At 41.3% G+C, this 24,060-nt stretch carries 16 protein-coding genes; 9 read left to right on the top strand and 7 right to left on the bottom strand.

Going from position 1 to position 24,060, the window contains the following annotated elements; translation table 11 throughout:
- Nucleotides 1–232 precede the first annotated feature (232 nt).
- The 9 genes from uvrA (at nucleotide 233) to DFR58_RS07840 (ending at nucleotide 16,785) form a co-directional block, all read left to right on the top strand.
- A complete protein-coding gene (uvrA, locus tag DFR58_RS07880; protein WP_114297269.1) occupies nucleotides 233–3,067 on the top strand; it encodes an excinuclease ABC subunit UvrA in 2,835 nt (944 codons plus the stop codon).
- 414 nt (nucleotides 3,068–3,481) lie between these two features.
- Complete coding sequence (locus DFR58_RS07875; RefSeq protein WP_114297268.1) at nucleotides 3,482–5,809, top strand: ATP-dependent Clp protease ATP-binding subunit; 2,328 nt, start codon at nucleotides 3,482–3,484, stop codon at nucleotides 5,807–5,809.
- Between the two features lie 121 nt (nucleotides 5,810–5,930).
- Complete coding sequence (locus DFR58_RS07870; protein ID WP_242987465.1) at nucleotides 5,931–7,241, top strand: ABC transporter substrate-binding protein; 1,311 nt, start codon at nucleotides 5,931–5,933, stop codon at nucleotides 7,239–7,241.
- A 29-nt stretch (nucleotides 7,242–7,270) separates the two neighbouring features.
- The gene (locus DFR58_RS07865) at nucleotides 7,271–9,100 is read left to right on the top strand and encodes a cache domain-containing sensor histidine kinase (RefSeq protein ID WP_114297267.1); all 1,830 of its coding nucleotides are present in this window, start codon (nucleotides 7,271–7,273) and stop codon (nucleotides 9,098–9,100) included.
- The gene (locus DFR58_RS07860) at nucleotides 9,075–10,697 is read left to right on the top strand and encodes a response regulator transcription factor (RefSeq protein ID WP_114297266.1); all 1,623 of its coding nucleotides are present in this window, start codon (nucleotides 9,075–9,077) and stop codon (nucleotides 10,695–10,697) included. Before DFR58_RS07865 ends, DFR58_RS07860 begins: the two co-directional genes overlap by 26 nt.
- A 313-nt stretch (nucleotides 10,698–11,010) precedes the next feature.
- The gene (locus DFR58_RS07855) at nucleotides 11,011–11,892 is read left to right on the top strand and encodes an ABC transporter permease (RefSeq protein WP_114297342.1); all 882 of its coding nucleotides are present in this window, start codon (nucleotides 11,011–11,013) and stop codon (nucleotides 11,890–11,892) included.
- Nucleotides 11,893–11,906: 14 nt separating this feature from the next.
- Nucleotides 11,907–12,833 (top strand): carbohydrate ABC transporter permease, encoded by a 927-nt coding sequence (locus DFR58_RS07850; RefSeq protein ID WP_242987462.1) that lies wholly within the window; start codon nucleotides 11,907–11,909, stop codon nucleotides 12,831–12,833.
- 85 nt (nucleotides 12,834–12,918) lie between these two features.
- Nucleotides 12,919–14,451, top strand: coding sequence for an ABC transporter substrate-binding protein (locus tag DFR58_RS07845; protein ID WP_114297265.1), 1,533 nt, complete (start codon nucleotides 12,919–12,921; stop codon nucleotides 14,449–14,451).
- Nucleotides 14,452–14,592: 141 nt separating this feature from the next.
- Nucleotides 14,593–16,785 carry a GH36-type glycosyl hydrolase domain-containing protein gene (locus DFR58_RS07840; RefSeq protein ID WP_114297264.1) on the top strand — a complete coding sequence of 731 codons (2,193 nt, stop codon included), beginning with the start codon at nucleotides 14,593–14,595 and terminating at the stop codon, nucleotides 16,783–16,785.
- Nucleotides 16,786–16,793: 8 nt separating this feature from the next.
- Here the strand turns inward: DFR58_RS07840 and pnpS are convergent, their stop codons facing one another.
- The 7 genes from pnpS to DFR58_RS07805 form a co-directional block, all read right to left on the bottom strand.
- Nucleotides 16,794–18,593, bottom strand: a complete 1,800-nt coding sequence (gene pnpS, locus DFR58_RS07835; protein WP_114297263.1) for a two-component system histidine kinase PnpS — start codon at nucleotides 18,591–18,593, stop codon at nucleotides 16,794–16,796.
- A 24-nt stretch (nucleotides 18,594–18,617) separates the two neighbouring features.
- On the bottom strand, nucleotides 18,618–19,337 hold the full coding sequence (locus DFR58_RS07830) for a response regulator (protein WP_114297262.1): 720 nt from the start codon (nucleotides 19,335–19,337) through the stop codon (nucleotides 18,618–18,620).
- A gap of 49 nt (nucleotides 19,338–19,386) precedes the next feature.
- A complete protein-coding gene (gene phoU, locus DFR58_RS07825; protein ID WP_114297261.1) occupies nucleotides 19,387–20,097 on the bottom strand; it encodes a phosphate signaling complex protein PhoU in 711 nt (236 codons plus the stop codon).
- A 52-nt stretch (nucleotides 20,098–20,149) separates the two neighbouring features.
- Nucleotides 20,150–20,911 (bottom strand): phosphate ABC transporter ATP-binding protein PstB, encoded by a 762-nt coding sequence (gene pstB, locus DFR58_RS07820; protein WP_114297260.1) that lies wholly within the window; start codon nucleotides 20,909–20,911, stop codon nucleotides 20,150–20,152.
- Between the two features lie 188 nt (nucleotides 20,912–21,099).
- On the bottom strand, nucleotides 21,100–21,978 hold the full coding sequence (gene pstA / locus DFR58_RS07815; protein ID WP_114297259.1) for a phosphate ABC transporter permease PstA: 879 nt from the start codon (nucleotides 21,976–21,978) through the stop codon (nucleotides 21,100–21,102).
- Between the two features lie 15 nt (nucleotides 21,979–21,993).
- Nucleotides 21,994–22,869, bottom strand: coding sequence for a phosphate ABC transporter permease subunit PstC (gene pstC, locus DFR58_RS07810; RefSeq protein WP_341457391.1), 876 nt, complete (start codon nucleotides 22,867–22,869; stop codon nucleotides 21,994–21,996).
- A 203-nt stretch (nucleotides 22,870–23,072) separates the two neighbouring features.
- Nucleotides 23,073–23,978, bottom strand: coding sequence for a phosphate ABC transporter substrate-binding protein (locus DFR58_RS07805; RefSeq protein ID WP_114297258.1), 906 nt, complete (start codon nucleotides 23,976–23,978; stop codon nucleotides 23,073–23,075).
- Nucleotides 23,979–24,060 lie beyond the last annotated feature (82 nt).

Raw genomic sequence — 24,060 nt, 5'->3', positions numbered from 1 at the left:
TAGAGTCTTACGTTGCTATTAAAAATTTCTGTAAGCAATTATATCCTCTATGTTTGTAAAATCTTTATTGCATCCTATATAGCTTAAAATGTTTTAAGGCGGGGTTGACGAAAAAGATTTTGAGAACAAGCGTTTGCGTTTTTCTGACAGTTTGGTATAATGTAATAAGCGTAATTAGGGGGAATACATTTCAACCTTATTTTCGAAATTTTTATTTAACAGGTGAAAGGCTATGATTAGAGATAACATATTTATAAAAGGGGCCAGAGAGCATAATCTTAAAAATGTCGATGTTGAGATACCAAGAGACAAGCTTGTCGTTATCACGGGGCTGAGCGGATCGGGCAAATCCTCTCTTGCGTTCGATACCATATATGCGGAGGGGCAGAGGCGGTATGTCGAGTCATTGTCGGCATATGCCAGACAATTCTTAGGTCAAATGGAAAAACCCGATATAGACTATATAGACGGGCTTTCACCCGCAATTTCTATTGATCAGAAGACCACCAGCAGAAATCCCCGGTCTACGGTGGGGACAGTGACGGAGATATACGACTACTTAAGGCTGCTGTATGCCAGAATAGGAATACCGCACTGCCCGGTATGCGGAAAGGAAATTTCCCAGCAGACGGTTGACCAGATGGTGGATCAAATTCTTGCATTGGAGGAAGGGACAAGGATACAGCTTTTAGCGCCTGTAGTAAGGGGGAGAAAGGGAGAGTACCATAAGCTTCTTGAGGATGTAAAGAAGGGAGGCTATGTAAGGGTAAGGATTGACGGGCAGGTTATGGACGTAAATGACGAAATAGCCCTGGACAAAAACAAAAAGCACACTGTGGAAATTGTGGTGGACAGGCTTATTGTAAAGCCGGGGATTCAAAAAAGGCTTTCGGATTCAATGGAAACGGTGCTTAACTTAAGCAGCGGCATAGCGGTAGTGGATATAAACGGACAGCAAGAGCTTATGTTCAGCCAGAACTTTGCGTGCAGCGACTGTGGTATCAGCATTGAAGAGCTGACTCCCAGAATGTTTTCATTTAATAACCCCTTTGGGGCGTGTCCCACCTGCAGCGGCTTAGGTACGCTTCTCAATATTGACCGCAGCCTGATTATACCTGATGAATCAAAATCTCTTGCCGAAGGAGCTATAGCCATTAGCGGCTGGAATGTTGAAAATGAGGACGCGTATTCCAGAATGTTTTTCAACGCACTGGCAAAGCATTATAAATTTAAGCTTGATATCCCTGTTGCAAAGCTGCCGCCCAATATAGTCGACTTAATTCTTTACGGCACAAAGGGAGAAAAAATAAAGGTGGAGTATGAGAGGGAATACGGAAGCGGCTCTTATCTCAGCGCCTTTGAGGGTGTTATAAATATAAGCGAAAGACGCTACAGGGAAACACAGTCGGATGGAATGAAGCAATACTATGAAGGATTTATGAGCAGCTCGCCATGCCCCGACTGCAAGGGAGCCAGACTGAAAAAGGAAAGCCTGGCCGTTACCGTCGGAGGCAGGAATATAGATGAAATTGTGCGCATGTCGGTCGTTGACTGCAGAGAATTCTTCAATAATTTAGAGCTGAGGCAGAGGGACAAAATAATAGCACAGCAGATCTTTAAGGAAATTAATGCACGGCTGGGCTTTTTAGTGGATGTCGGACTGGATTACCTGACGCTGTCCAGAGCGGCAGGGACGCTGTCGGGAGGCGAGGCGCAGAGAATAAGGCTTGCCACCCAGATAGGCTCGGGACTCATGGGGGTGCTGTATATACTTGACGAGCCAAGCATAGGGCTCCACCAGAGGGATAACGACAGGCTGCTTGAGACGCTTAAAAGACTGAGGGACTTAGGAAATACATTGATTGTTGTAGAGCATGACGAGGATACCATGTACGCCGCCGATCACATAATAGACATGGGACCCGGTGCGGGAGTTCACGGAGGCTATGTGGTGTGCGAGGGCTCTGTGGATGAAATAAAGCAGTGTGAAAATTCACTGACAGGGCTGTATTTAAGCGGAAGGAAGAAAATTGAGCTTCCGGCGCAGAGAAGGAAGCCCAACGGGAAATGGCTGGAGATAAAAGGAGCCTCGGAGAACAATCTCAAGGGCATAAACGTAAAGATACCTTTAGGGGTTCTCACATGTGTCACAGGAGTTTCGGGCTCGGGAAAGAGCTCTCTGATAAATGAAATACTTTATAAAAGGCTTGCCGCCGAGCTTAACAGGGCAAGAACCCGGGCCGGGGAGCATACCTCCTTAAAGGGTATAGAGCATCTTGACAAGGTTATAGAAATAGATCAGTCTCCCATAGGGAGAACGCCAAGATCCAACCCCGCGACATATACAGGAGTGTTTGACCTTGTAAGAGAGGTGTTTGCGGGTACTACCGAGTCAAAAATGAAGGGCTATAAGACAGGACGCTTCAGCTTTAACGTCAAGGGGGGACGCTGTGAGGCGTGCCATGGAGACGGAATTATAAAAATAGAGATGCATTTTTTGCCTGACGTGTACGTGCCTTGCGAGGTGTGCAAGGGAAAAAGATACAACAGGGAAACGCTTGAGGTAAGGTATAAGGGGAAAAGCATATCCGACGTTCTGGAGATGACGGTTGAGGATGCCTTGGAATTCTTCAAGAACATCCCCAAAATACAAAGAAAGCTTCAAACTCTGTGGGATGTGGGGCTTGGATATGTAAAAATAGGACAGCCCTCCACAACCCTTTCAGGCGGGGAGGCCCAGAGGATAAAGCTTGCGTCGGAGCTTTCCAAACGCAGCACGGGAAGCACCATATATATACTGGACGAGCCCACTACAGGGCTTCATGTAGCGGATGTGCACAGGCTGACGGACATACTTCACAGGCTGGTTGAATCGGGTAATTCGGTAGTTGTCATAGAGCACAACCTTGATGTTATAAAAATAGCCGATCACATTATCGACCTTGGCCCCGAAGGCGGGAGCAAAGGGGGGGAAATAGTGGCGCAGGGCACGCCGGAGGATATTGTAAAAGTAAAAGGCTCATATACAGGGCACTTTCTCAAAAAGATACTGCAAGCCGAAAAATGACCCTTAAGGGTCATTTTTTAATTTCCGATATTGAATAAATTGTTAAATATGTATCAAATAATATTGTGCCGACTGCCTTACTGATATATAATCAACTATAAGCTTTTTTGCATATCCGTTTTGCAAATATTACAGCTATTTTGACTATAACACAGGTATTTTTATTTACGGACAGTTAATTTTGTTTATTTATCCGGACTCCTTGATAGAAGCACGGGTGCTTATTAGACTATAAATATAATATATGTTATACTAAATAGAACATTTTATAAATTTGTTGCTTATGGGCTAATGAAATATTTTACTAAAAGGTTTACTTAAATATATTATGAAATTACCGATAAAAGCTTATATAAATTAGGCAGGTTGTGTTGCAGGTCACCAGACGGACTTATAGACGGGGAGGGATTTAATATGATGATGTGTTCTGTTTGCAAAGAGAATTTTGCGGTTGTTTTTATAACTAAAATTATTGATGGAAAGCAAACTCAGGAGGGCCTGTGCCTTTCATGTGCAAAAAATCAGGGTATCCAGCCTGTCAATCAGCTTCTGGAGCAGACAGGTATGACCGACGACGATATAGAAACTCTCAATAAGCAGGTCGGAAACCTTTTCGACAACATGGATGCCGACAATATTAACAGCATCCCTGATCCGGCAGGTCAGTCCGCTTCGGGAAATCCCTTTTTCAACCTTATAAATAAGGCGTTTGGAAAAAACGATGCAAAGCAGGATTTTCCGGGAGAGCAGGGTAAGGAATATTTGGAGGATAAGGACTCTAAGAATTCCTCCGGCAGTACAAGGACAAAAACTCAGGAAAAGAAAAATGTAAAGAAGAAAAAATTCCTTGACATGTACGGGTCAAACCTCACCGAAAAGGCCAAGGAGGATAAAATAGACCGTGTTATAGGGAGGCACAGGGAGATTGACAGGGTGATTCAGATACTCAACAGAAGAACTAAAAATAACCCTGTTCTTATAGGAGAGCCCGGAGTTGGAAAGACAGCTATCGCCGAGGGTCTTGCCGTCAGAATAGCAAAGAGGCAGGTTCCTGCAAAGCTGTTCAACGCCGAGGTCTATCTTCTTGATCTGACGGGAATTGTGGCGGGCACGCAGTTCAGAGGACAGTTTGAAAGCAGAATGAAGGGGATAATTGACGAGGCAAAGCAGTTTGGCAATATTATTTTGGTGATTGACGAGCTCCATAATATTATGGGTGCGGGCGAAGCCGAAGGAGCAATGAATGCCGCCAACATATTGAAGCCGGCTCTTTCAAAGGGAGAAATACAGGTAATAGGAGCGACTACGCTTAATGAATACAGAAAGCATATAGAGAAGGATGCCGCCCTAGAGAGAAGATTCCAGCCCGTACAGGTTGATGAGCCCTCTGTTTACGATTCCATAGAAATACTTAAAGGTATAAGGGATTACTATGAGTCTTATCACAGGGTTAAAATATCCGATGAGGTTATAGAAGCTGCCGTAATGCTGTCTGAGAGATATATAACCGACAGGTTTCTTCCCGATAAGGCAATAGATGTTATTGATGAAGCGGGATCGAGGGCTAACCTTAAAAATGTGGGACTGGTTGAGCTTGAGGCTTTAAAGCAGGAGCTGAAAAAGGTGCAGGAGGATAAGGAGTTTGCCATATCGGCCGATTCCATAGAGGAGTATCAAAAGGCTGCCGATTTAAAGGTTAACGAATGTAAGCTTATACAAAAAATTAAGGATATAGAAGATATAAACAAGGACGTGGAGATAACGACAGAGGATATAGCCTATGTGGTGGAGGCATGGACTAAAATACCGGTACAGAGGCTTACCGAGGCCGAAACCGATAAGCTTCTCAGTCTTGAGGAAAGGCTCCATAAAAGGGTAATAGGTCAAAATGAAGCTGTATTGAGCCTTTCAAAAGCCATCAGGCGCAACAGGGCAGGATTCAGAAAGAAGAAGAAGCCCTCGTCCTTTGTTTTTATAGGCCCTACGGGTGTAGGTAAGACTGAATTGGTAAGGGCACTTGCCTGCGAGTTGTTTGAAAGCGAGGATGCACTGGTCAGAATTGACATGTCAGAATATATGGAAAAGCACGCCGTGTCAAAGCTTATAGGATCGCCTCCCGGATATGTGGGATACGATGAGGGCGGGCAGCTTACCGAGAAAATAAGAAGAAAACCGTACTCGGTAATACTTCTGGACGAGATGGAAAAGGCGCACCCGGATGTTTTCAATATGCTGCTGCAGATACTTGAGGATGGAAGGCTGACAGACAGCCACGGCCGGACTGTTAATTTTGAAAACACCGTTATTATTATGACTTCAAACGCCGGAACAAGCCTTAAATCCAGCGGCATAGGCTTTGGTAATGACGGCTACAGGGCATTAAAGGACAGGGTTGAGGAGGTAATGAAGGACACCTTCAGGCCTGAGTTCTTAAACAGGCTGGATGAGACAATTGTATTTACCCAATTGACACACGATGAGCTGAAGCAAATTGTTGATCTCATGCTAAAAGAGGTTGTTGACGAGGTTAAAGACAAGGGAATGGAAATAAGCATTGCTGAGGAAGCCAAAGAGCTTATACTTCGCAAGGGGTATGATCCCAAGTACGGAGCCAGGCCGCTTAGGAGAACCATACAGAGATATATTGAGGATCAGCTTACAGATTTATTCTTAAAGGGGAAATATGTAAAAGGAAGCGTGATTGTTGTTGGCTGTAAGGATGAAGAGATTATTTTTGAATGATTGGCATGTAAAAAAATGCACTAGAATAAAATTCGGTGCATTTTTTTGCTGTTCATAAGTTAAAAAATGCTATATAATAAACATATTGGCTCTGATCTTGATATTTAAGGAGGTAGTTAGAGTGGAAAGGCGCACAAGATATGCTTTACTTTTTATTTGCATAGCGATGCTTAATTTTACGGCTTCATGTACCTATTCTAAAGATGCCGGGGATTCAGAGCTTACACAAACGCACATTCAGGAAAAGAAAATCAAACTACGTTTTATAAGCAGTTGGGGAGGAGTTGACTCCAAGGCCGACACATTAAGACAGATTTTAGATGAATTCGGCGAGGATTATACTGAAGCTGAGGTTATAAACGAATCCATGTTTGGGGAGGATTTTCTTCCAAAAATAAAAACTGATTTTGCTTCGGGAAACGAGCAAGATGTTTTTGGACTATGGCCGGGCTCCGATATAAGGTCTCTTGTAAAGGCAGGCAAGGTGGCCGATATAACAGACCTGCTTGAGAGTGAAAGGGAGTGGAAGGGGAGCTTTGAGGAAAGCAATTGGTCATATACGACATATGAAGGGAGAACATACGGCGTTCCTCTGGAAATTATTTATGAGGGCTTTTTTGTAAATAAAGATTTGTTTGAGAAGTATGGAGTGAAGCTGCCGGAGACGTATGATGAATTAAAAGCCGCGGTAGCTGAGTTTAAAGTCCATGACATAATACCCATAGCGTATAATACGCTTGCAGAGGGGACATACCTGTATCAGAACATCATTGCAATGCTGGGAGGGAAAGAGGCCGTAGAAAATCCTTATAGCAGAGGAACGATAAACAGCTGCTATATAGAGGCTGTAGACTATGTTAAGGAGCTGTACCAGCTTGGAGCCTTTCCCAAAGATGCCTTTACAATGACAAGCAGAGATAGAAACAATCTTTTTAAAAACAAGAAGGCTGCAATGATTACTCAAGGCTCCTGGTTTGTGGGAGATTTAAAAGATATGCAGAGCTCGGTGGATATAATACCGTTTCCAAGGCTTGAGAAAAACGGTGCAGGACGTGACGTGCTTATATACGGTTTGGGAAACGGAACCTTTTATATGAGCCGGAAGGCGTGGGAGGACCCTGCTAAAAAGGAGCTTAGCATAAAGCTTTTGAAGAAACTGACCTCTCAGGAAAGTGCGCTTGCTTTTGTTAATCAATGCGGAATGATAAGCAATGTAAAATTACCTGAAGACAAAATGAACTACAGCAAGCTGGCTATGAAAGGTCTTGAGCTTATCAAAAGCAGCAGGGAGATGATAGGGCCGCCCGACAGCTTTGTTGACAGAACGGTATGGGAGGAATATATAGCAAAAAGGTTTCCCTATGTTTTAGAGGGCAGAGAAACCGCCCAGACTTTGTGGGATGAGGCTGTAAAAAGAACCAGAAACTTTTGAAAAGTGATGTGGGGGGAGGGGTGCCGTTTATGAACAACAGGGTTAAAAGAGCTTTTAAAGTTTACAAAAACCTGTCCATAAAGAAAAAGCTGCTGCTTATTTTAAATATACAGATTATTGTACCCCTTGTGTTAATAGGCTTTATGAGCTATAAGATTTGCTCCGACATTATTAAGGAAAAGTCTATAGAATACTCTCAGGATATTTTAAGCATGATCCAGCTCAGGTTTAAGGACTATTCACGGAATCTCAGCGTAATATCTCAGGACTTGAGATATGATAAAAGAATATATGACATATTGATCAGAGACAGTATAAATAACGACCCTATAGATGATTATGAAAATGCCGATACGGTAACCAATGTGTTAAAAAAGGTTGTGCAGTCAAGAGATGAAATACAGTCCATATCGTTTTTGTCCTTTACGGGAAAAAACTATTATTTTGACAACAACAGCAAGAAGTCAAGCATAAAGGATATTGCGCCTTATCCCGAGATTTCGGTAAGGGCGCGTGAGGGAAAAGGGAGTGTTGTGTGGTATCTGGATTGTGTCGGCAAAAGGGTTGAAAATATCTATCTGGCAAGAACAATTTACGATCAGGATACCTTTACATCAGAAATAGGCCTTATGGTCATACTTGTAAAAAAGGAATTCCTTGAAACGGTATATCACGATCTTGAGACTAAAAACCTTCAAAATATCGCTATCATATCAGGAAATAATGATTTAATTGTCAGCAAGACAAGTAACAACGAATATTTGGCAGAGCTTGATTTGGAAGGGAAAGAGAGCCCGTGGATAGATAAAAACGCAGGGGCGCTTATTTCACATGTGCAGATTGAAGATCCTCAGTGGAAGGCAGTGACATATATTTCACTTAAGGTGCTAAATGAGGAGATTAATCTGCTGAGAACGTGGATAATACTGGTTATTATTCTTAGCATATCCATTTTGTCCATCCTCAGCATAATTATAGCATTGGATTTTATTAATCCCATTAACAGGCTGGTAAAAGGGATGGGAAAGGTACAGGAAGGCCAGAGCAATGTTCATGTCGAGGTGGACAGGGAAGATGAGCTGGGCTTTCTGGGCAAGGCGTTTAATAAAATGGCACAGGAAATACACCACCTTGTCAACGGAATATACAGGGAGCAGATTACCAGAAAGGAAGCTGAGATAAAGGCTTTACAGTCGCAGATAAATCCCCATTTTTTATTTAATACGTTAGAATCCATTAATTGGATGGCGCAACTGAACAATGTGCCCGAAATAAGTGAAACTGTTTCCGATCTTTCGGCATTAATGGAGGCGAGCATAGGCAGGGATGACAGGCTTATAACCTTAGAGGATGAATTCAGCTATGCCGATAAGTATATTTCTCTTCTGAAAAGACGCTTTGAAGACAGAATTGAGCTTGTAAAAAATATTGACAGTCAGGTTCTGGGAATTAAAATTCCCAGACTTTTGATACAGCCTCTTATTGAAAATGCCGCATACCACGGAGTGGAAATGTGCAGGGAAAAGGGGATAATAAATTTAAATGCTTATATTGAGGGAGAAAATCTTGTTATAGAAGTAAAGGACAATGGAATGGGAATAGAAAAGGACGAGCTGGAACAGCTTAATGAAAAGCTTTCAATGGATAATAATACTTATTTTAAAACTATTGCAAGTAAAAAGAACAAAAGCATAGGCATTGAAAATGTCAACAGAAGGATTAAACTGTTTTACGGGGAAAATTACGGTCTTGAGATTGTCAGCCGTAAGGGCGTGTGTACGGTTGTTATAGTAAGGATACCCATGCAGCATAATCAAACTAGGGAGGGTTATTATGTTCAAGGTGCTAATAGTAGATGATGAGGCAATAATAAGAAAAGGGCTTAAAAACGTTGTAAACTGGAAGCAATTTGACTGTGAAATATGCGGTGAGGCTGCGGATGGGCTTAAAGGCTGTGAAATGATAAAGGAGTTCCTGCCCGATATAATAGTGACCGATATAAAAATGCCCGAAATAGACGGACTTGCCATGATGCGCCAAATTAAGGAGCTTGTGCCTGACAGCAAGGTTATTATTCTTACAGGATACAGGGATTTTGAGTATATACAGGAGGCAATAAAGCTTGGTGCCTTTGACTTTATTCTAAAGCCCTCAAAAATAGAGGAGCTCAATTCCGTTGTGGGAAGAGCGGTAAAGGAGCTCAAATTCAAAAGGGACAGGGATGAGGAGTTCAGCAAGCTTAAAAAGCTTTTTGAGCAGAATGTCCCCGTGCTGAGAGAAAAGCTGCTCTATGACATAATATACGGAATCAACACAAACGAAACGGATATAGATGAGAAAATGAAGCTTTTTAACGTAAATATAGGCAGGTTTACGCTGGTAGTGGTTGAAAATGAAATTGAAGAGGAAAACGGGAAAAAGCTTGACCAGTATGACAAGCACCTTTACCAGTTTGGAATAATAAACACTTTTGACGAAATATTTGCCGACATTTTCAATGTAATAAGTATTTCCCTCAACAACAAATGGTTTGCATTCATATTGCAGAGTGATAAAAACCTTGAAAACCTCACTGAAGCCATAAACGGAAAGTGTGTTTACCTCCAGCAGATTATACAGAATTGCTTCGGATTTACCGTAACGATAGCAATAAGCTCAGAAGGAGAGGGGGCCTTGCAGCTTCCCCAAAAGCTTATAGAATGCAGAGAGGCTCTTGAGCATAAGTTTTATATAGGAAACAATTCCATAATTTTCTTCAGTGATTTGAATTCCTTCTTTATATGCCATGACTATACTGAGCTGGAGAGCTACCAGAAATTTTTACTTGAAGGAATAAAATCAGGCAATATAAAGGCGGTAAAAAATGTGCTTCAGGATATACTGGATTATATAAACAGCCTCGGGGCAGCAGATAAAGAGTATCTTAAGAATTTTTACTGGAATACAATATCGCTGATAAATAACGTAAGAATATCTGTGCTGGCGGCAGACAATGATAAAAGTGCCGACAGAAAGGATATAAGCAGCCTCTATAAAATGATAGAGAGGTGCGATAACATAAAAGACTTAAATGGAATTTTAGAGGATGTTTCCTTAAGCATTGCCGAAAAGGTCAACAGCTTTAACAACAAAAGCATGAAGCTTGTGCTCAGGAAGGCTATGGATTATCTAAGGGAGCACTACAACGAGCAGATTACGTTAAATGAGGTGTCCGGGCACACCTATGTAAGCACATACTATATAAGCAGGATATTTAAAAAGGAATTGGGTAAAAATTTTGTCGATTGCCTTAATGAAATACGGATTGAAAAGGCGAAGGAGCTTCTCAAGGATATAAGGTATAAAACCTATGAGGTTGCGGAAATGGTAGGAATACCTGATGCGCATTATTTTTCCAAACTATTTAAAAAATATGAGGGGTTAACGCCAACAGAATACAAGGATTCCATAAAGTAGTATAAGCGGCATATTATTTGTATAAAAACACCTATTATGCTTTTTTGGGTTTAGCGACCTTTTTTGTGCATTATCTTGTTGTATTTTTTTGCAGTCTACACCTAGACAACATAGTTTACTATAAAGCAATTTGCTCTATTTAGTTAATGGCATAATTTCAATAATATAGATGTAGACGAATGAATAATTCGACCGTAAGGCAACAGATGATGTACAAATTATAGAAAAGGTGTGATTTAAGGTGCTTACAACAACTAAAAGTTCCCAGGGCGGCTTTGTTAAAGAGGTAAAAAATAGCTGGCCGCTGTTGGTAATGCTTTTTCCGGGTATCATTGTTCTTTTAATAAACAACTATATACCTATGCTGGGAATTGTAATAGCTTTTAAAAAATACAGATTGCTAGGGAATTTTTTTGAAAGCATTATAATGAGCGATTGGATAGGCTTTAAAAACTTTGAGTTCTTTTTCAAAACTCCCAACGCATTTATAATTACCCGCAATACCATACTGTATAATATCTTATTTATTTTTCTGGGTCTGGTAATACCGGTGCTTTTTGCAATAGCACTGAATGAAATTAGAAACAAAATGTTTTCCAAGCTCTATCAAAGTGTAATGTTCCTGCCTTATTTTATTTCATGGATAATTGTCAGCTATCTGGCCTATGCATTGTTCAGCATTGACAGCGGGTTTATAAATGCAAACATACTGGTTCCGATGGGTATAGACAAGGTAAGCTGGTACTTTGAGCCCCAATACTGGCCTGGCATACTAACATTCTTCCAAGTATGGAAATATACGGGATATAATGCTGTGGTATACCTTGCCGCAATTTCAGGCATCGACTCGGAATATTATGAAGCGGCAGCAATCGACGGGGCTACAAGATGGCAGCAGATTAAGCATATAACTCTGCCTATGCTTCAGCCTATCATGATTATTATGACACTTCTTGCGGTAGGAAGAATTTTCAATGCCGATTTCGGATTATTCTATAATGTGCCTAAAAACAGCGGTGCGCTGTTTGGGGTGACGGATGTTATAGATACTTATGTGTTCAGGGCCTTGAGGAATTCCAACAACGTGGGAATGGCTGCGGCTGCCGGATGCTATCAGGCGGTAGTAGGATGCATAACGGTATTTACCGCCAACTTTATAGTAAGAAAGATAGACAACGATAAGGCTCTGTTCTAAAGGAGGAATATATAATGGACAACTCAATTTCCATGAAAGTCAAAAAGAAGGATATAAACGCTATATCATGGGGAAGCAATGCGGTACTTAATTTGATGTTTGTAATTTATACTATAGTCTGTCTTGGGCCATTGGCTCTGGTAATAGCAATATCCTTTACCGATGAAACCGAGATAATAATAAAGGGGTACAGCTTTATACCCAGAAAATTTTTAGTAGAGGCATACGATTATATACTGAAGGCAGGCGACAGCATTTGGAGAGCTTATGGAGTGTCTGTATTTGTGACTCTGGTGGGCACTGCAATAAGTCTTCTTGTAATATGCATGTATGCATATCCTCTGTCGAGGCAAAGCTTTAAATATAAAAGCTTCTTCTCCTTTCTCACATATTTTACAATGATATTTGGCGGTGGTTTGGTACCTTGGGTTATGGTATATACACAGCTTTTCAGAATAAAGGACAGCATTTGGATTTTGATATTTCCGTACTTAATGAACGCGTGGTTTGTAATGATTATGAGGACGTTTTTCAAAACCACTGTTCATGAGTCTATTATTGAGTCTGCAAGAATTGATGGCGCAGGTGAATTCAGGACATTCTTCGTCATTGTTCTTCCTTTGTGCCGTGCGGGCTTAGCGACGATAGGACTGTTCTGTACTCTGAATTACTGGAATGATTGGTGGCTGCCGCTTGTGTTTGTCACCGACAGGAAATACTTCAATATTCAGTATCTCATGTATCAAACGCTGTCAAGCATACAGTTTTTAACCAGCTCCAGTGCCAGCTTCTCTCAGTCGTCCAAGGTTTTGGGAGAGCTGCCCAGTGAAAGTGCACGTATGGCAATTGCCGTAGTATCCATAGGACCTATAATATTTGCATATCCTTTCTTCCAGAAATACTTTGTAAAGGGTTTGACTGTAGGAGCGGTAAAAGGCTGATTCCGGCATATGTCGGTTGGCAATGCGGCAGGCGGATAGATCCTGCCGTAATAAAAACAATTTATATTTTAAAGGAGGGCATTTTATGTTCAAAATGAAGAGGTATCTGTGTTTGGCCGTAGTTCTTGTGTTTGCGCTGTCCGTTATGCTTTCGGGCTGCGGTGGTTCAAAACCTACAGATGCAGAGAAAACGTCCGATGCTGAGGTGAGTACGACCGGAGGCGACGAAGAGTCCAGCGTACCTAAGGATACCGTAGAGATTAAGTTCTACAGTGTGGCAGATACTCAGCCTGACATGCAAAAAATTAATGATGCTGCAACCGAATATCTCAAGGACAAACTTAATGTAAAGATAATTGCCGAAAACTTTGGATGGGGAGATACCTACACTCCTAAAATCAACCCCATGCTTGCTGCGGGAGAGGCTATAGACGTAGTGTTTACTTCTAACTGGGCGGCAAATTACAGACAGAACGCAGTTGCAGGATACTTCTATGAGCTCAACGGCTTGCTGGAGAAATATCCTAAGATAAAGGAAATTGTAGGAGCAGATTTCCTTAACGGCTCTGCAATAAACGGCAAGAACTATGCCGTGCCTACAAATAAAGAGAAGGTTCATAACTGGGGATACCTTCTTAAGAAGGATCTGGTTGATAAATACAAGATTGATGCAGCCAACATTAAGAAGATGGAAGACTTAGAGCCTTACTATGAGCAGATCAAGGCTAACGAGCCCGGAATTACTCCTTTGCTGACAGTACAGATGGATGCTACATGGCATCTCTTAGACTGGGATAACATAAGCGATGATGATATCCCCGGCGCGCTGTACAACGACAACAGAGATACAAAGATATTCAACCAGTTTGAAGCACCTGAGTCCATTGCAATGTATAAGAAGATGCGTGAGTATTACAAGAAGGGGTATGTTCACCCTGATGCTGCTACTCAGGACAACGTAAACGAAGAAATGAGGAGTGGAAAATACTTCTCGGTAGTTCAGCCCCTTAAGCCCGGAAAAGCGGAAGAAATGTTTACAAGCACAAAAATTGAGTGGGTACAGGTTGATATAACTCCTCCTATTATGTCTAACCGTGAGACTATAGGCGCATTGCTTGCGATACCTGCTAAGTCAAAGAACCCTGAGAGAGCATTCCAGTTTATTGAAATGCTTTACACAGACAAATTCCTCAAGAACCTGTTTGTTTACGGTATAGAGAACGAGCACTACACCAAGGTATCCGACAACGTAGTTAAGCTTACAGACAACCAAGGCTATATGGCAGGAAACGGATGGAGATTCGGAGACCAGTTCAAGGATTATCTCCTTGACAATGAGGATCCTGAGAAATGGGTTAAGTTCGAAGAGTACAACAATAAGGGTACTGCTCTTACAAGCCTTGGCTTTGCATTTGACAGCAGCAATGTAGACAATCAGGCATCAGCTTGCAAGAACGTAATACAGACTTATTACAAGCAGTTGTTCTGCGGTGCGGTAGACACTGATGCTACAGTTGCAAAGATGAGCAGCGAGCTTAAGGCAGCAGGAGCAGACGAGCTGATTGCTGAAATGCAGAAGCAGTATGACGCATGGTTGACTGAAACAGGCAAAAAATAATAGCTTAATTTAAAGGTTACTTAACAATAAATTTGCAGGGATAGGGTTAAACCTATCCCTGTAAATTTATAAACGCAATATCATAATGCAAAAAATAGAGCAATAGCAAGTGATGAGGCTTTCAGCCGGAGGGTGTTATATATGAAATATGGGTACTTTAACGACGAGAGTAAGGAATATGTAATAACTTCTGCACAGACTCCATATCCATGGAACAACTATCTTGGAACAAAAGATTTTTTTTCTGTTGTTTCCAATACCTCGGGAGGATATTGCTTTTACAGAGATGCAAGGCTGACAGGAATAACACGTCGCAAATACCGCAGCATACCGCTTTGCTATGGGGGAAGATGCTTTCACATTTATGATAACGGAGACTTGTGGTGTCCGGGGTTTGTACCCGCTAATAGGGATTTGGATTACTATATGTGCAGGCATGGTATGGGATATACCTCATTAGTGGGAGAGAGAAACGGAATAAGAAGCGAAGCGCTATTTTTCGTACCCTTAGATACCCATGCAGAAATTCAGAAGGTTACTTTAACAAACACTGGAAAAGAAAATAAAAAGATATCGGTCTTTTCATATATAAAATTTGGCTTCCGGGATTATTGCAAGGACACGGAGTATTTTAAAGAAGGGCTTGGTACAGGAGAGGTGCAGGCGGAAGACAGTGTCATATATTATAAAATTGAGTATGGGGAAAGAAGAACCCGCTATGCCTTTTATTCTGTAAATATACCTGTAAGCGGCTTTATAACAGATAAAGACATTTTTACGGGCTGCAGCGGCATAAGCTGTGATGCTATGGAGGCGCCTGTGGCATCTCACTGCATAAATGTAGAGCTTGCTCCGGGTGAGGCAAAGACTATCATATTTATTTTGGGGTATGCTGAAAATGATACTTCAAGCCGATCACATGGGAAAGGTGCAATAAATAAGAAAAAGGCTCATAAAATCATAAAGGCTTTCGAGACAGAGGAACAGGCAGATGTGGCCTTTACTAAGCTTGCTGAGCACTGGGGTAAATTACTGTCGAAGTATACTCTAAAAAGCGGGGATCAAAGGCTGGATCGCATGGTAAATATCTGGAGCCAGTACCAGTGCATGGTTGACTTCAATATGTCGGGATGCTCTTTGCCCTTTGAGCCCGGATTGAGGAAAAGAACGGATTTTGGGGACTTAAGCCGGGATATATTGGGCTTTGTTCATCAGATACCGGATAGAGCCAGAGAAAGGATACTGGATCTTGCATCCGTACAGGTTGATGGTGCAGATGCCTGTAATAGGCGTCAGACCTTGGCGGCAGAAGAAAATAATGAAGTGAGCGGAGAGCTTGACCTCCATCCGTTATGGCTAATACTTTCCACCTCTGCATATATAAAGGAAACGGGAAATTTTGATATATTGGAGGAAAAAGTTCCATCCATAGATGATCGCAGAAAGGCCATAAGCCTTTTCGGACATTTAACAAAAGCCTTTTACAGCACCGCGCATAATTTGGGGCCAAACGGATTTCCTGTTGTGGGGCAGGACGCTTGGGGTGATTGCCTTAATTTTAAAAATTTTCCTATGAAGGATAGCAAAGCTGCATGGAGAGCTGCCGGCAGAAAGGGTAAAGCGTCTGAATCGGCATTGGTTGCCGGAATGTTTGTTTTCATAGGAGATGAGCTGGTCAAAATATGCCGGCATATAGGCTGGGACACTGAGGCAAGTGAAGCAAGCAGGCATATTAAAAGGATGAAGGAAAATCTCATAAGCAGGGGATATCGTGAAGAATGCTTTTTAAGGGCATATGATAATATGGGAAACACAATAGAAAGCAAGGAGCTTAGAGAGTTATTGTGCCGCTGTAATTCATGGACGTCCGCTGCCGAAGCTGTAACTGGAAACGGAGACAGGGCTTTCGAATATTACTGCAAGACAGCTCCGGCATATATTGAGGATATAAGTGATCTGCACATAAGTGAGCCCTACGTATATTCTCAAACTATCGAAGAGCACGGTGCGGAGGAGCATGGAGCTGTAAAAAGCTCGTGGCTTCCAAGCACCGCCGCATGGAACTTTGTAGTGATATCCCAATGGATACTCGGAATCAGGCCCGCATATAACGGACTGATGATAGATCCCTGCATACCGTCATCATGGAACGAATATACCGTTAAGCGATGGTATAGGGATTCAATGTATGAAATCACTGTAAAAAACCCTGAGCATGTTTGCAGAGGTCTTAAAAGCCTGATGGTTGACGGCAAGAAATTTATAGGGAACATGCTTCCTGTGTTCGGAGATAAAAAGCTGCATAAGGTTGAGGCAATATTGGGAAATGACTGAGCATATTTTTACACAGGAATCTGTATAACGAACTCGGTGCCCTTTCCGGGTTCGCTGTTAACCCTTATATCTCCGCTGTAAAGATTTACTATGTGCTTTACAATGGACAGTCCCAGTCCCGTTCCCCCCATATTTCTTGATCTTCCCTTATCCACCCTGTAGAAGCGCTCAAAGATTCTGGAGAGATGCTCCTGTGCTATTCCTATTCCTGTGTCCTTTACCGATATTACTACCTTGCCCTCTGCCTTAAAGCACTTGACTGTTACCGTACCGCTTTCTACATTGTATTTAATTGCGTTATCTATCAGGTTTATAAGCATTTGCTTAATCCTGTCCCTGTTTGCTATTATTGACACATTGCCGTATATATCCGCTATAAGCCTTATGGATTTTTTCTCGGCTACGCCTTCCAAAATGGACAGTACTTCAGCGATAATGGGTCTTAAATTATGTCTTGCAAGATTTGTGTCCTTTTGATTGGTCTCTATTTCCGAAAGCTGCAGGATGTCATTTATAAGCATATACAGCCTTTCAGCCTCAATATCTATTATCTCAAGGAATTTTTCAGACACGTCGGGATCATTTATGGCACCGCTTCTAAGAGTTTCCACAAAGCCTCTTATTGATGTCAGAGGAGTTTTAAGCTCATGGGTGACATTTGAAACAAACTCGGTACGGATTTGTTCAAGCTTTTTAACATTTGTAATGTCCTGTATGAATATTATTCCTCCGGATATTGCATATTTATCCTGATCAGATATGTGTGTGGACTTGATGGGATTTGTATAAATCCTTAGAACCTTGTCCTCGGGAGGTCCTATAATTATTTCATTAGCAGAGGACATGTTTTGTTCTATGGCTTGCTTAATAAAAGTATTTATCTGATTATTCCGAACCAGCTCTATAATATTCATGCCTATTACATTTTGCTGCATATCCGCTCCAAACATTTCACATGCCATCGTATTTATAAGAATGATTCTGTACTTGCTGTCAACTGCAATTATTCCGTTTATCATACTGTTTATTATGGAATCGAACTGAAGATTTTTATCTATAAGGTCGGCAACCGTCTTATCCAGCTTGTCGGCCATCTCATTAAAGGTCTGCGAAAGCTGCCCAAGCTCATCCTTAGCGTGTATGTCAAGGCGTTTTTGGTAGTTTCCGTTTGAAATTTCTTTAGAAGCCCATATGAGCTCATTAATAGGGTTAATCATTGAGTGAGAAAACTTCAGCGCCAGCAGGGATGTAAGAAGAAGGCCTGCAATCATACCTGCCAGAGTATAGTACAGCATAAGCCTGTCGATGTTTTTAAGCTGCATGAGGGGTACGGCCGCTCTCACTATTACTTCCGTATTGCTGACGGGTATCGCCATATATATAAAATCTATGCCAAGAGTCTTGCTGTGCCTTATATCCCGGCCGAATTTACCCGTAATGGCTTGCTGTACTTCATTACGGCTAAGGTGATTCTCCATTGCTTTAAAGTCGGTCTGTGATTCGCCCAGCACATTTCCTTTAAAATCTATAAAGGTAATTCTCGTACTAATCTTTTCATCAGACGAAGGAAGAGATGAAGAGTCGTTCAAGAGGGAGGAATAGACCCTGGCCAGCCGGTTGTAATCTAAAGCCTGTCCGGATGAAAGCTTCTCGGATAATTGATAGCTGATTAATATAGCCGTGTTCTTTAATTTTTCCTCAACCTCATATTTATAAAAGCTTTGTGCCAGCTTAGAAGTGAAGAAGCCTGTAATGGACAGCCCAAGAACCACTAACAGCAAATAATACATAAAAACCTTTTTTCTCATGTCCATCTACTCCTAATAAAACAGCTATTGCTGCTTCTGCTTAAAGCCCTTATCGTTAAAACGGTATCCTATGCCTCGGACAGTCTCTATATATACAGGATTGTTGTCATCATCCTCTATTTTTTGCCTCAAATAGCGGATGTGTACATCAACGGTTCTGGTTTCTCCATAGTAATCAAAGCCCCATACCTTTTCAAGAAGCAAATCTCGTGACAACACCTTGCCCTTGTTCTGCACAAGCATTTTAAGCAGCTCAAACTCCTTCAAAGGAAGCTCAAGCAGCTTTCCTGCTTTTACAACCTCTCTCCTTATACAATCTATAGTGATATCTCCGTGCTGTATTACCTCGGATTCCTGAGGGATTTGATTATTCACTCTTCTAAACATGGCCTTGACCCTTGCGACAAGCTCTCTTACACTGAAGGGCTTTGTAATGTAATCGTCAGCGCCCAGCTCCAGTCCAAGTACCTTATCAAATTCCTCACTTTTGGCAGTAAGCATAATTATAGGAATATTCTTTGTACGGATATTTTGGCGAAGCTGTCTGCAAACCTCAAGCCCGTCTATTCCCGGAAGCATTATATCAAGTATAAAGAGGTCGGGCACCGTTGTTTTGCATTCATTTAAAAGAGTCTCACCGCTTTCAAAGGTCAATACCTTGTATCCGTTTGTTTCGAGGTTGTATTTTATAAGCTGCTGTATATGGCTTTCGTCCTCTACAGCAAAAATTAACTCCTTGGACATATATCCACCACCCTTATTGGATTTACTTTAATTAATATTAATGCAGAAACTAATCATGATCAGAAGCCTCGGGAGCATCGTCCAGACCCTGCATAAATATATGCTTTGCCAGATGCTCATGTTCTCCGGTTACATTAAATACTACCCATTCTCCTATATTTGTAGCATGATCCGCCATTCTTTCAAGATATTTTGCTATCAGCATAAGATCTATGGCTTGTTCTACTGTTTCAGGATTATTTTTCATCAGATTGATAAGCTCAAGAGTAATTTTTGAAAAAAGGCTGTCGACATCATCATCACTGTCACATACTGCCTGTGCCAAATCAACATCCTGCTTTATATATGCGTCTATGGACTTGTTTACCATGTTTTTTGCCAGCTCTGCCATCTTAGGCAGGTCTATCAGAGGCTTAATATATTTTTCGTTTGCCATTCTTATGGTTATCTCTGAAATATCTGCTGAATGATCCGCTATCCTTTCCATGTCGGTTATTATTTTTAAAGCTGTGCTTATTGTCCGCAGATCCTTTGCAAGGGGCTGCTGTGTTGCTATAAGATTAAGACATATCCTTTCAATCTTTCTTTCAAGCTCATCAATTATATCATCATTTTTAAAAACCTTCTTTGCAAGGCTTATATCCTGCTTTTTGAGAGCAAGTATAGAATTTTCTATAGACTCCTCAACCATGCTTCCCATTTTAATAAGCTCAAGATGCAATTCCTCAAGTCCTCTGTCAAAAAAATGTCTTGCAACCATAATATACAAAACCTCCAAGTTTTAAGTTTATAAATATACAGCCTCGCAAATATTAACCGAATCTCCCTGTTATATAGTCTTCCGTCCTTTTATCTGTCGGGTTACTGAATATCTTTTCGGTAAAATCATACTCCACTATTTCACCGTGCAGAAAAAATGCAGTTTTATCCGATATACGCCCCGCCTGCTGCATATTATGCGTAACAATGACTATAGTATACTTTTCCTTAAGCTGATCCATTAAATCCTCAATTTTCAGTGTGGATATGGGGTCTAATGCCGATGTGGGTTCATCCATAAGCACCACCTCGGGTTCAACCGCCAATACTCTGGCAATACACAGCCTTTGCTGCTGTCCGCCTGAAAGCCCAAGAGCGTTTTTCTTCAGCCGGTCCTTAACCTCATCCCATAGAGCAGAATTAACAAGACTTTTCTCAACTATTTCGTCAAGCTTTGATTTTGATTTTATCCCATGTATTCTGGGTCCATATGCGACATTATCATATACCGACATAGGGAAGGGGTTGGGCTTTTGAAATACCATGCCTACTTTTTTTCTAAGCTCCACTATATCATACTCCTTGTATACATTCAAACCGTCAAAATACACATCGCCTGTTATTTTGACATTGGGAATTAAATCATTCATTCTGTTCAGTGTTTTAAGGAAAGTGGATTTTCCGCATCCTGAAGGACCTATCAAAGCAGTAACTTTTTTTTCGTCAATATTTATATTTATATTTTTAAGAGCCTGAGCATCGCCGTAAAAAAGCTCCAGATTATGTGTGTATATCTTTAGTTCGCTGCTGTTCATAATTTAACCATTCCTTCTCTTTATTTTAAAGTAGAATAAATATATAAGGGAACTCATTATTTATGAAATATTTACATTAAGCTAACATTTACATCTTACCAATGATGTTTTAATGCTGGGTTAATTAAATGTTAACTTAAGGTTAACTGCCCAAAATACGTAAACAAAAGATGAATATTAAAAACAGATTATCCTCCTATTGTGAATTTTTTTATACCTTTTGCAAGAGTGGTTGCAAAAAGATTAATTATTGCCACAATGACAACGAGGACTGCGGCTGTCGCAAAAGACTGTTCAAAGGATATTCCTTCCTTTGCAAGCTGGTAGAGGTGTACCGACAGGGTACGTCCCGAGTCCATAATGCTGGTGGGGATTCTTGTTACATAGCCTGCGGTAAGGTACACTGCGGCAGTTTCGCCCACAATACGCCCTATGCTGAGTATTACCGCTGTCAATATGCCCGATATGGCACAAGGAAGAATTACCTTCGCAATTGTAGTAAGCTTTGTCGCACCTAAGGCAAGGCTTCCCTCCTTATATGCTATAGGAACCGATTTTAAGGACTCCTCCGTTGTTCTTATTATAGTTGGAAGAACCATTATACTTAAGGTAAGGGCACCTGAAAGAAGAGACCATTTTAAATGAAGGGCGATAACAAAAAATATATATCCGAATAAGCCGTATATAATTGAGGGTATTCCTGAAAGTGTTTCTGTAGCAAAGCGTATAAGGGATAAAACCTTTCCCGGCCTTGAGTATTCCACCAGATAGATTGCCGAGCATATTCCTATGGGAGTGGCGATAACAATGGTTATAAGTACTATATAAAGGGTGGACAGTATCATTGGAAAAATCCCGTGCTGATTGTTAACGGGCTTGTAAATTGTGCTTATAAATTCCCAGTTTATATGAGAAATTCCGTTTGAAATAATATATATAAGTATCCATACAAGAACACCCATCGTAATGAAAGAAAACGCCCAGATAAGACATTGGAGAATTCTATCCTTAATCCTTAGAATACCTCTTCTCTTTTTAGGAATGCCTTTGCTTTTTTCAGTATCCATATTTTCCCTCCAAAATTATTGATTAACCTTCTTGTATACTATGGCATTAAGTACTATATTAAGTATCATTATGAAAATAAAAAGTATAACGCCTGTGGCAAAAAGAGCTTCCTGATGAAGTCCGTGGGCATAGCCCATTTCAAGAGCAATATTTGCTGTCAGCGTACGGATGCGATCAGTTAAAGCGGTAGGAATGAGGGGAGTATTTCCGGTTATCAGTATAATTGCCATTGTCTCCCCTATGGCTCTTCCCGTACCTAGAACTATTCCGGCTAAAATTCCCGATTTTGCGGCGGGAACTATTACCTTGAAGATTGTTTGAATATGTGTTGCTCCAAGGGCAAGTGAGCCTTCCTTGTATGAAGGCGGTACTGCACGCATGGAGGTTTCGGATATACTTATTATGGTGGGGAGTATCATTATAGCCAGTATTATTATTCCCGCTAAGAGGCTGTTGCCTGCACCGCCTAAGTACTCGCTTATCAAAGGTACGATAACTATAAGTCCGAAAAAACCATACACAACCGAGGGGATGCCTGCAAGCAGCTCAATTGCCGGCCTGAATATTCTTACAAGCCAGCCGGGGGCAATTTCTGCAAGAAAAATTGCGGTAAACAACCCCACTACTATGCCTATGACTACCGCTCCAAGAGTGGCCAGAATGGAAGCTACAATCATGGGAAATATTCCGAAAACGCCCGATGTAGGCATCCACACCATACCGAATACAAATTCCGCAATGCCTATTTTAAAAATTGCCGGGGAACCCTTGGCAAAAATATATACTGTAATTGTCACTACCGAAAGTATCGCCATGCATGCACATAGGAAAAAGATGTTTTCTATAATTTTTTCCAATATGCTGCCCATATTCTTTTTATTTTTTTTCATAAAATGAGAAACAGACCCTTTCTTTTCTTTACCTTTCAGCTCAATCGACACAGAGCTTTCTGCAGCCATACAATCCATGCCTCCCAAAATAATTGTATTTTGTGAAAATATAATCTTTGTGTACAACGCGGCATTAGACTTCCCGGCCGATGCCGTGAAGCCTAATGAATAAAGTCTATAATATTTTGTCGTATATATCAATATTATTTACTTGAAATAAATTTCTGGCTAACTACTGTTTCCTGACCCTTGTCGCTCATTATGAAATCTATGAAGGCTTTAACCTCAGGCTTTAAATCTCCCTTTGTAAGCATAAGGAAGGGTCTTGCTATTATATATGTCTTTGCTTTTATATTTTCTACGGTAGGCTCAACTCCGTCTATCTTCAAACCCTTAACTGTTTTATCCATTGACCCTAAGGATATATAGCCTATGGCATTGTCCTTGCTTGCCACATTGGCCATAACTGCTCCTGTGCCTTCAGCCACGAGAGCGTCGGACTTTACCTTATCCTCAATCTTAAGAATCTCTTCAAATGCGCCTCTGGTGCCTGAGCCTGCCTCACGCGATACTATAAGTATTTCCTTATCGGCACCGCCGACTTCTTTCCAGTTCACGATTTCCCCTGTGAATATTTTTATAAGCTGATCTTTTGTTAAATCTTGTACTGCGTTTGATGGATTTACTGCTACAGCTATACCGTCAAGTGCGATAACATGCTCTGTTAAGCCCCAGGCCTTTTCCTCATCTTTTAAGTCACGGGATGAATTACCTATATCCCCTGTGCCGTCATTTGCCGCCTTTACGCCTGTTGTGGAACCGCCTCCCTGTACATCTATCTTTACACCCGGGTTAGCTGTGCCAAACTCATCAGCCAGTGCTTCGGCCAAAGGCTGTACGGAGGTAGAGCCTACTATTGTTATAGTACCCTCAAGCTTGGCTTCCGGCTCAGGGGTAGAAGCTGAAGGAGTAGATTCTGCTGTAGTGGGTTCTGCTGTAGTGGGGTCGGGGGTATTTTCGTTTGATGCTCCGCACGCTGAAAGCATGGAAACGGCGAAAATTAGAGTGAATATTAAAGCGATAAATTTGAAACTTGCTGATTTTCTCATTTTTAAAATCCTCCTAAAAATATTTGTTAAATTATTTGCAGGGTATTTTGTCCCTGCACATCCCATAGTAAATTCATGAAAT

The organism is Anaerobacterium chartisolvens (assembly GCF_003337415.1).
GTDB classification, from domain to species: domain Bacteria; phylum Bacillota; class Clostridia; order Acetivibrionales; family DSM-27016; genus Anaerobacterium; species Anaerobacterium chartisolvens.
Note: the sequence above shows the minus strand (reverse complement) of the source record. Positions and strands in the feature narration are given on the sequence as shown.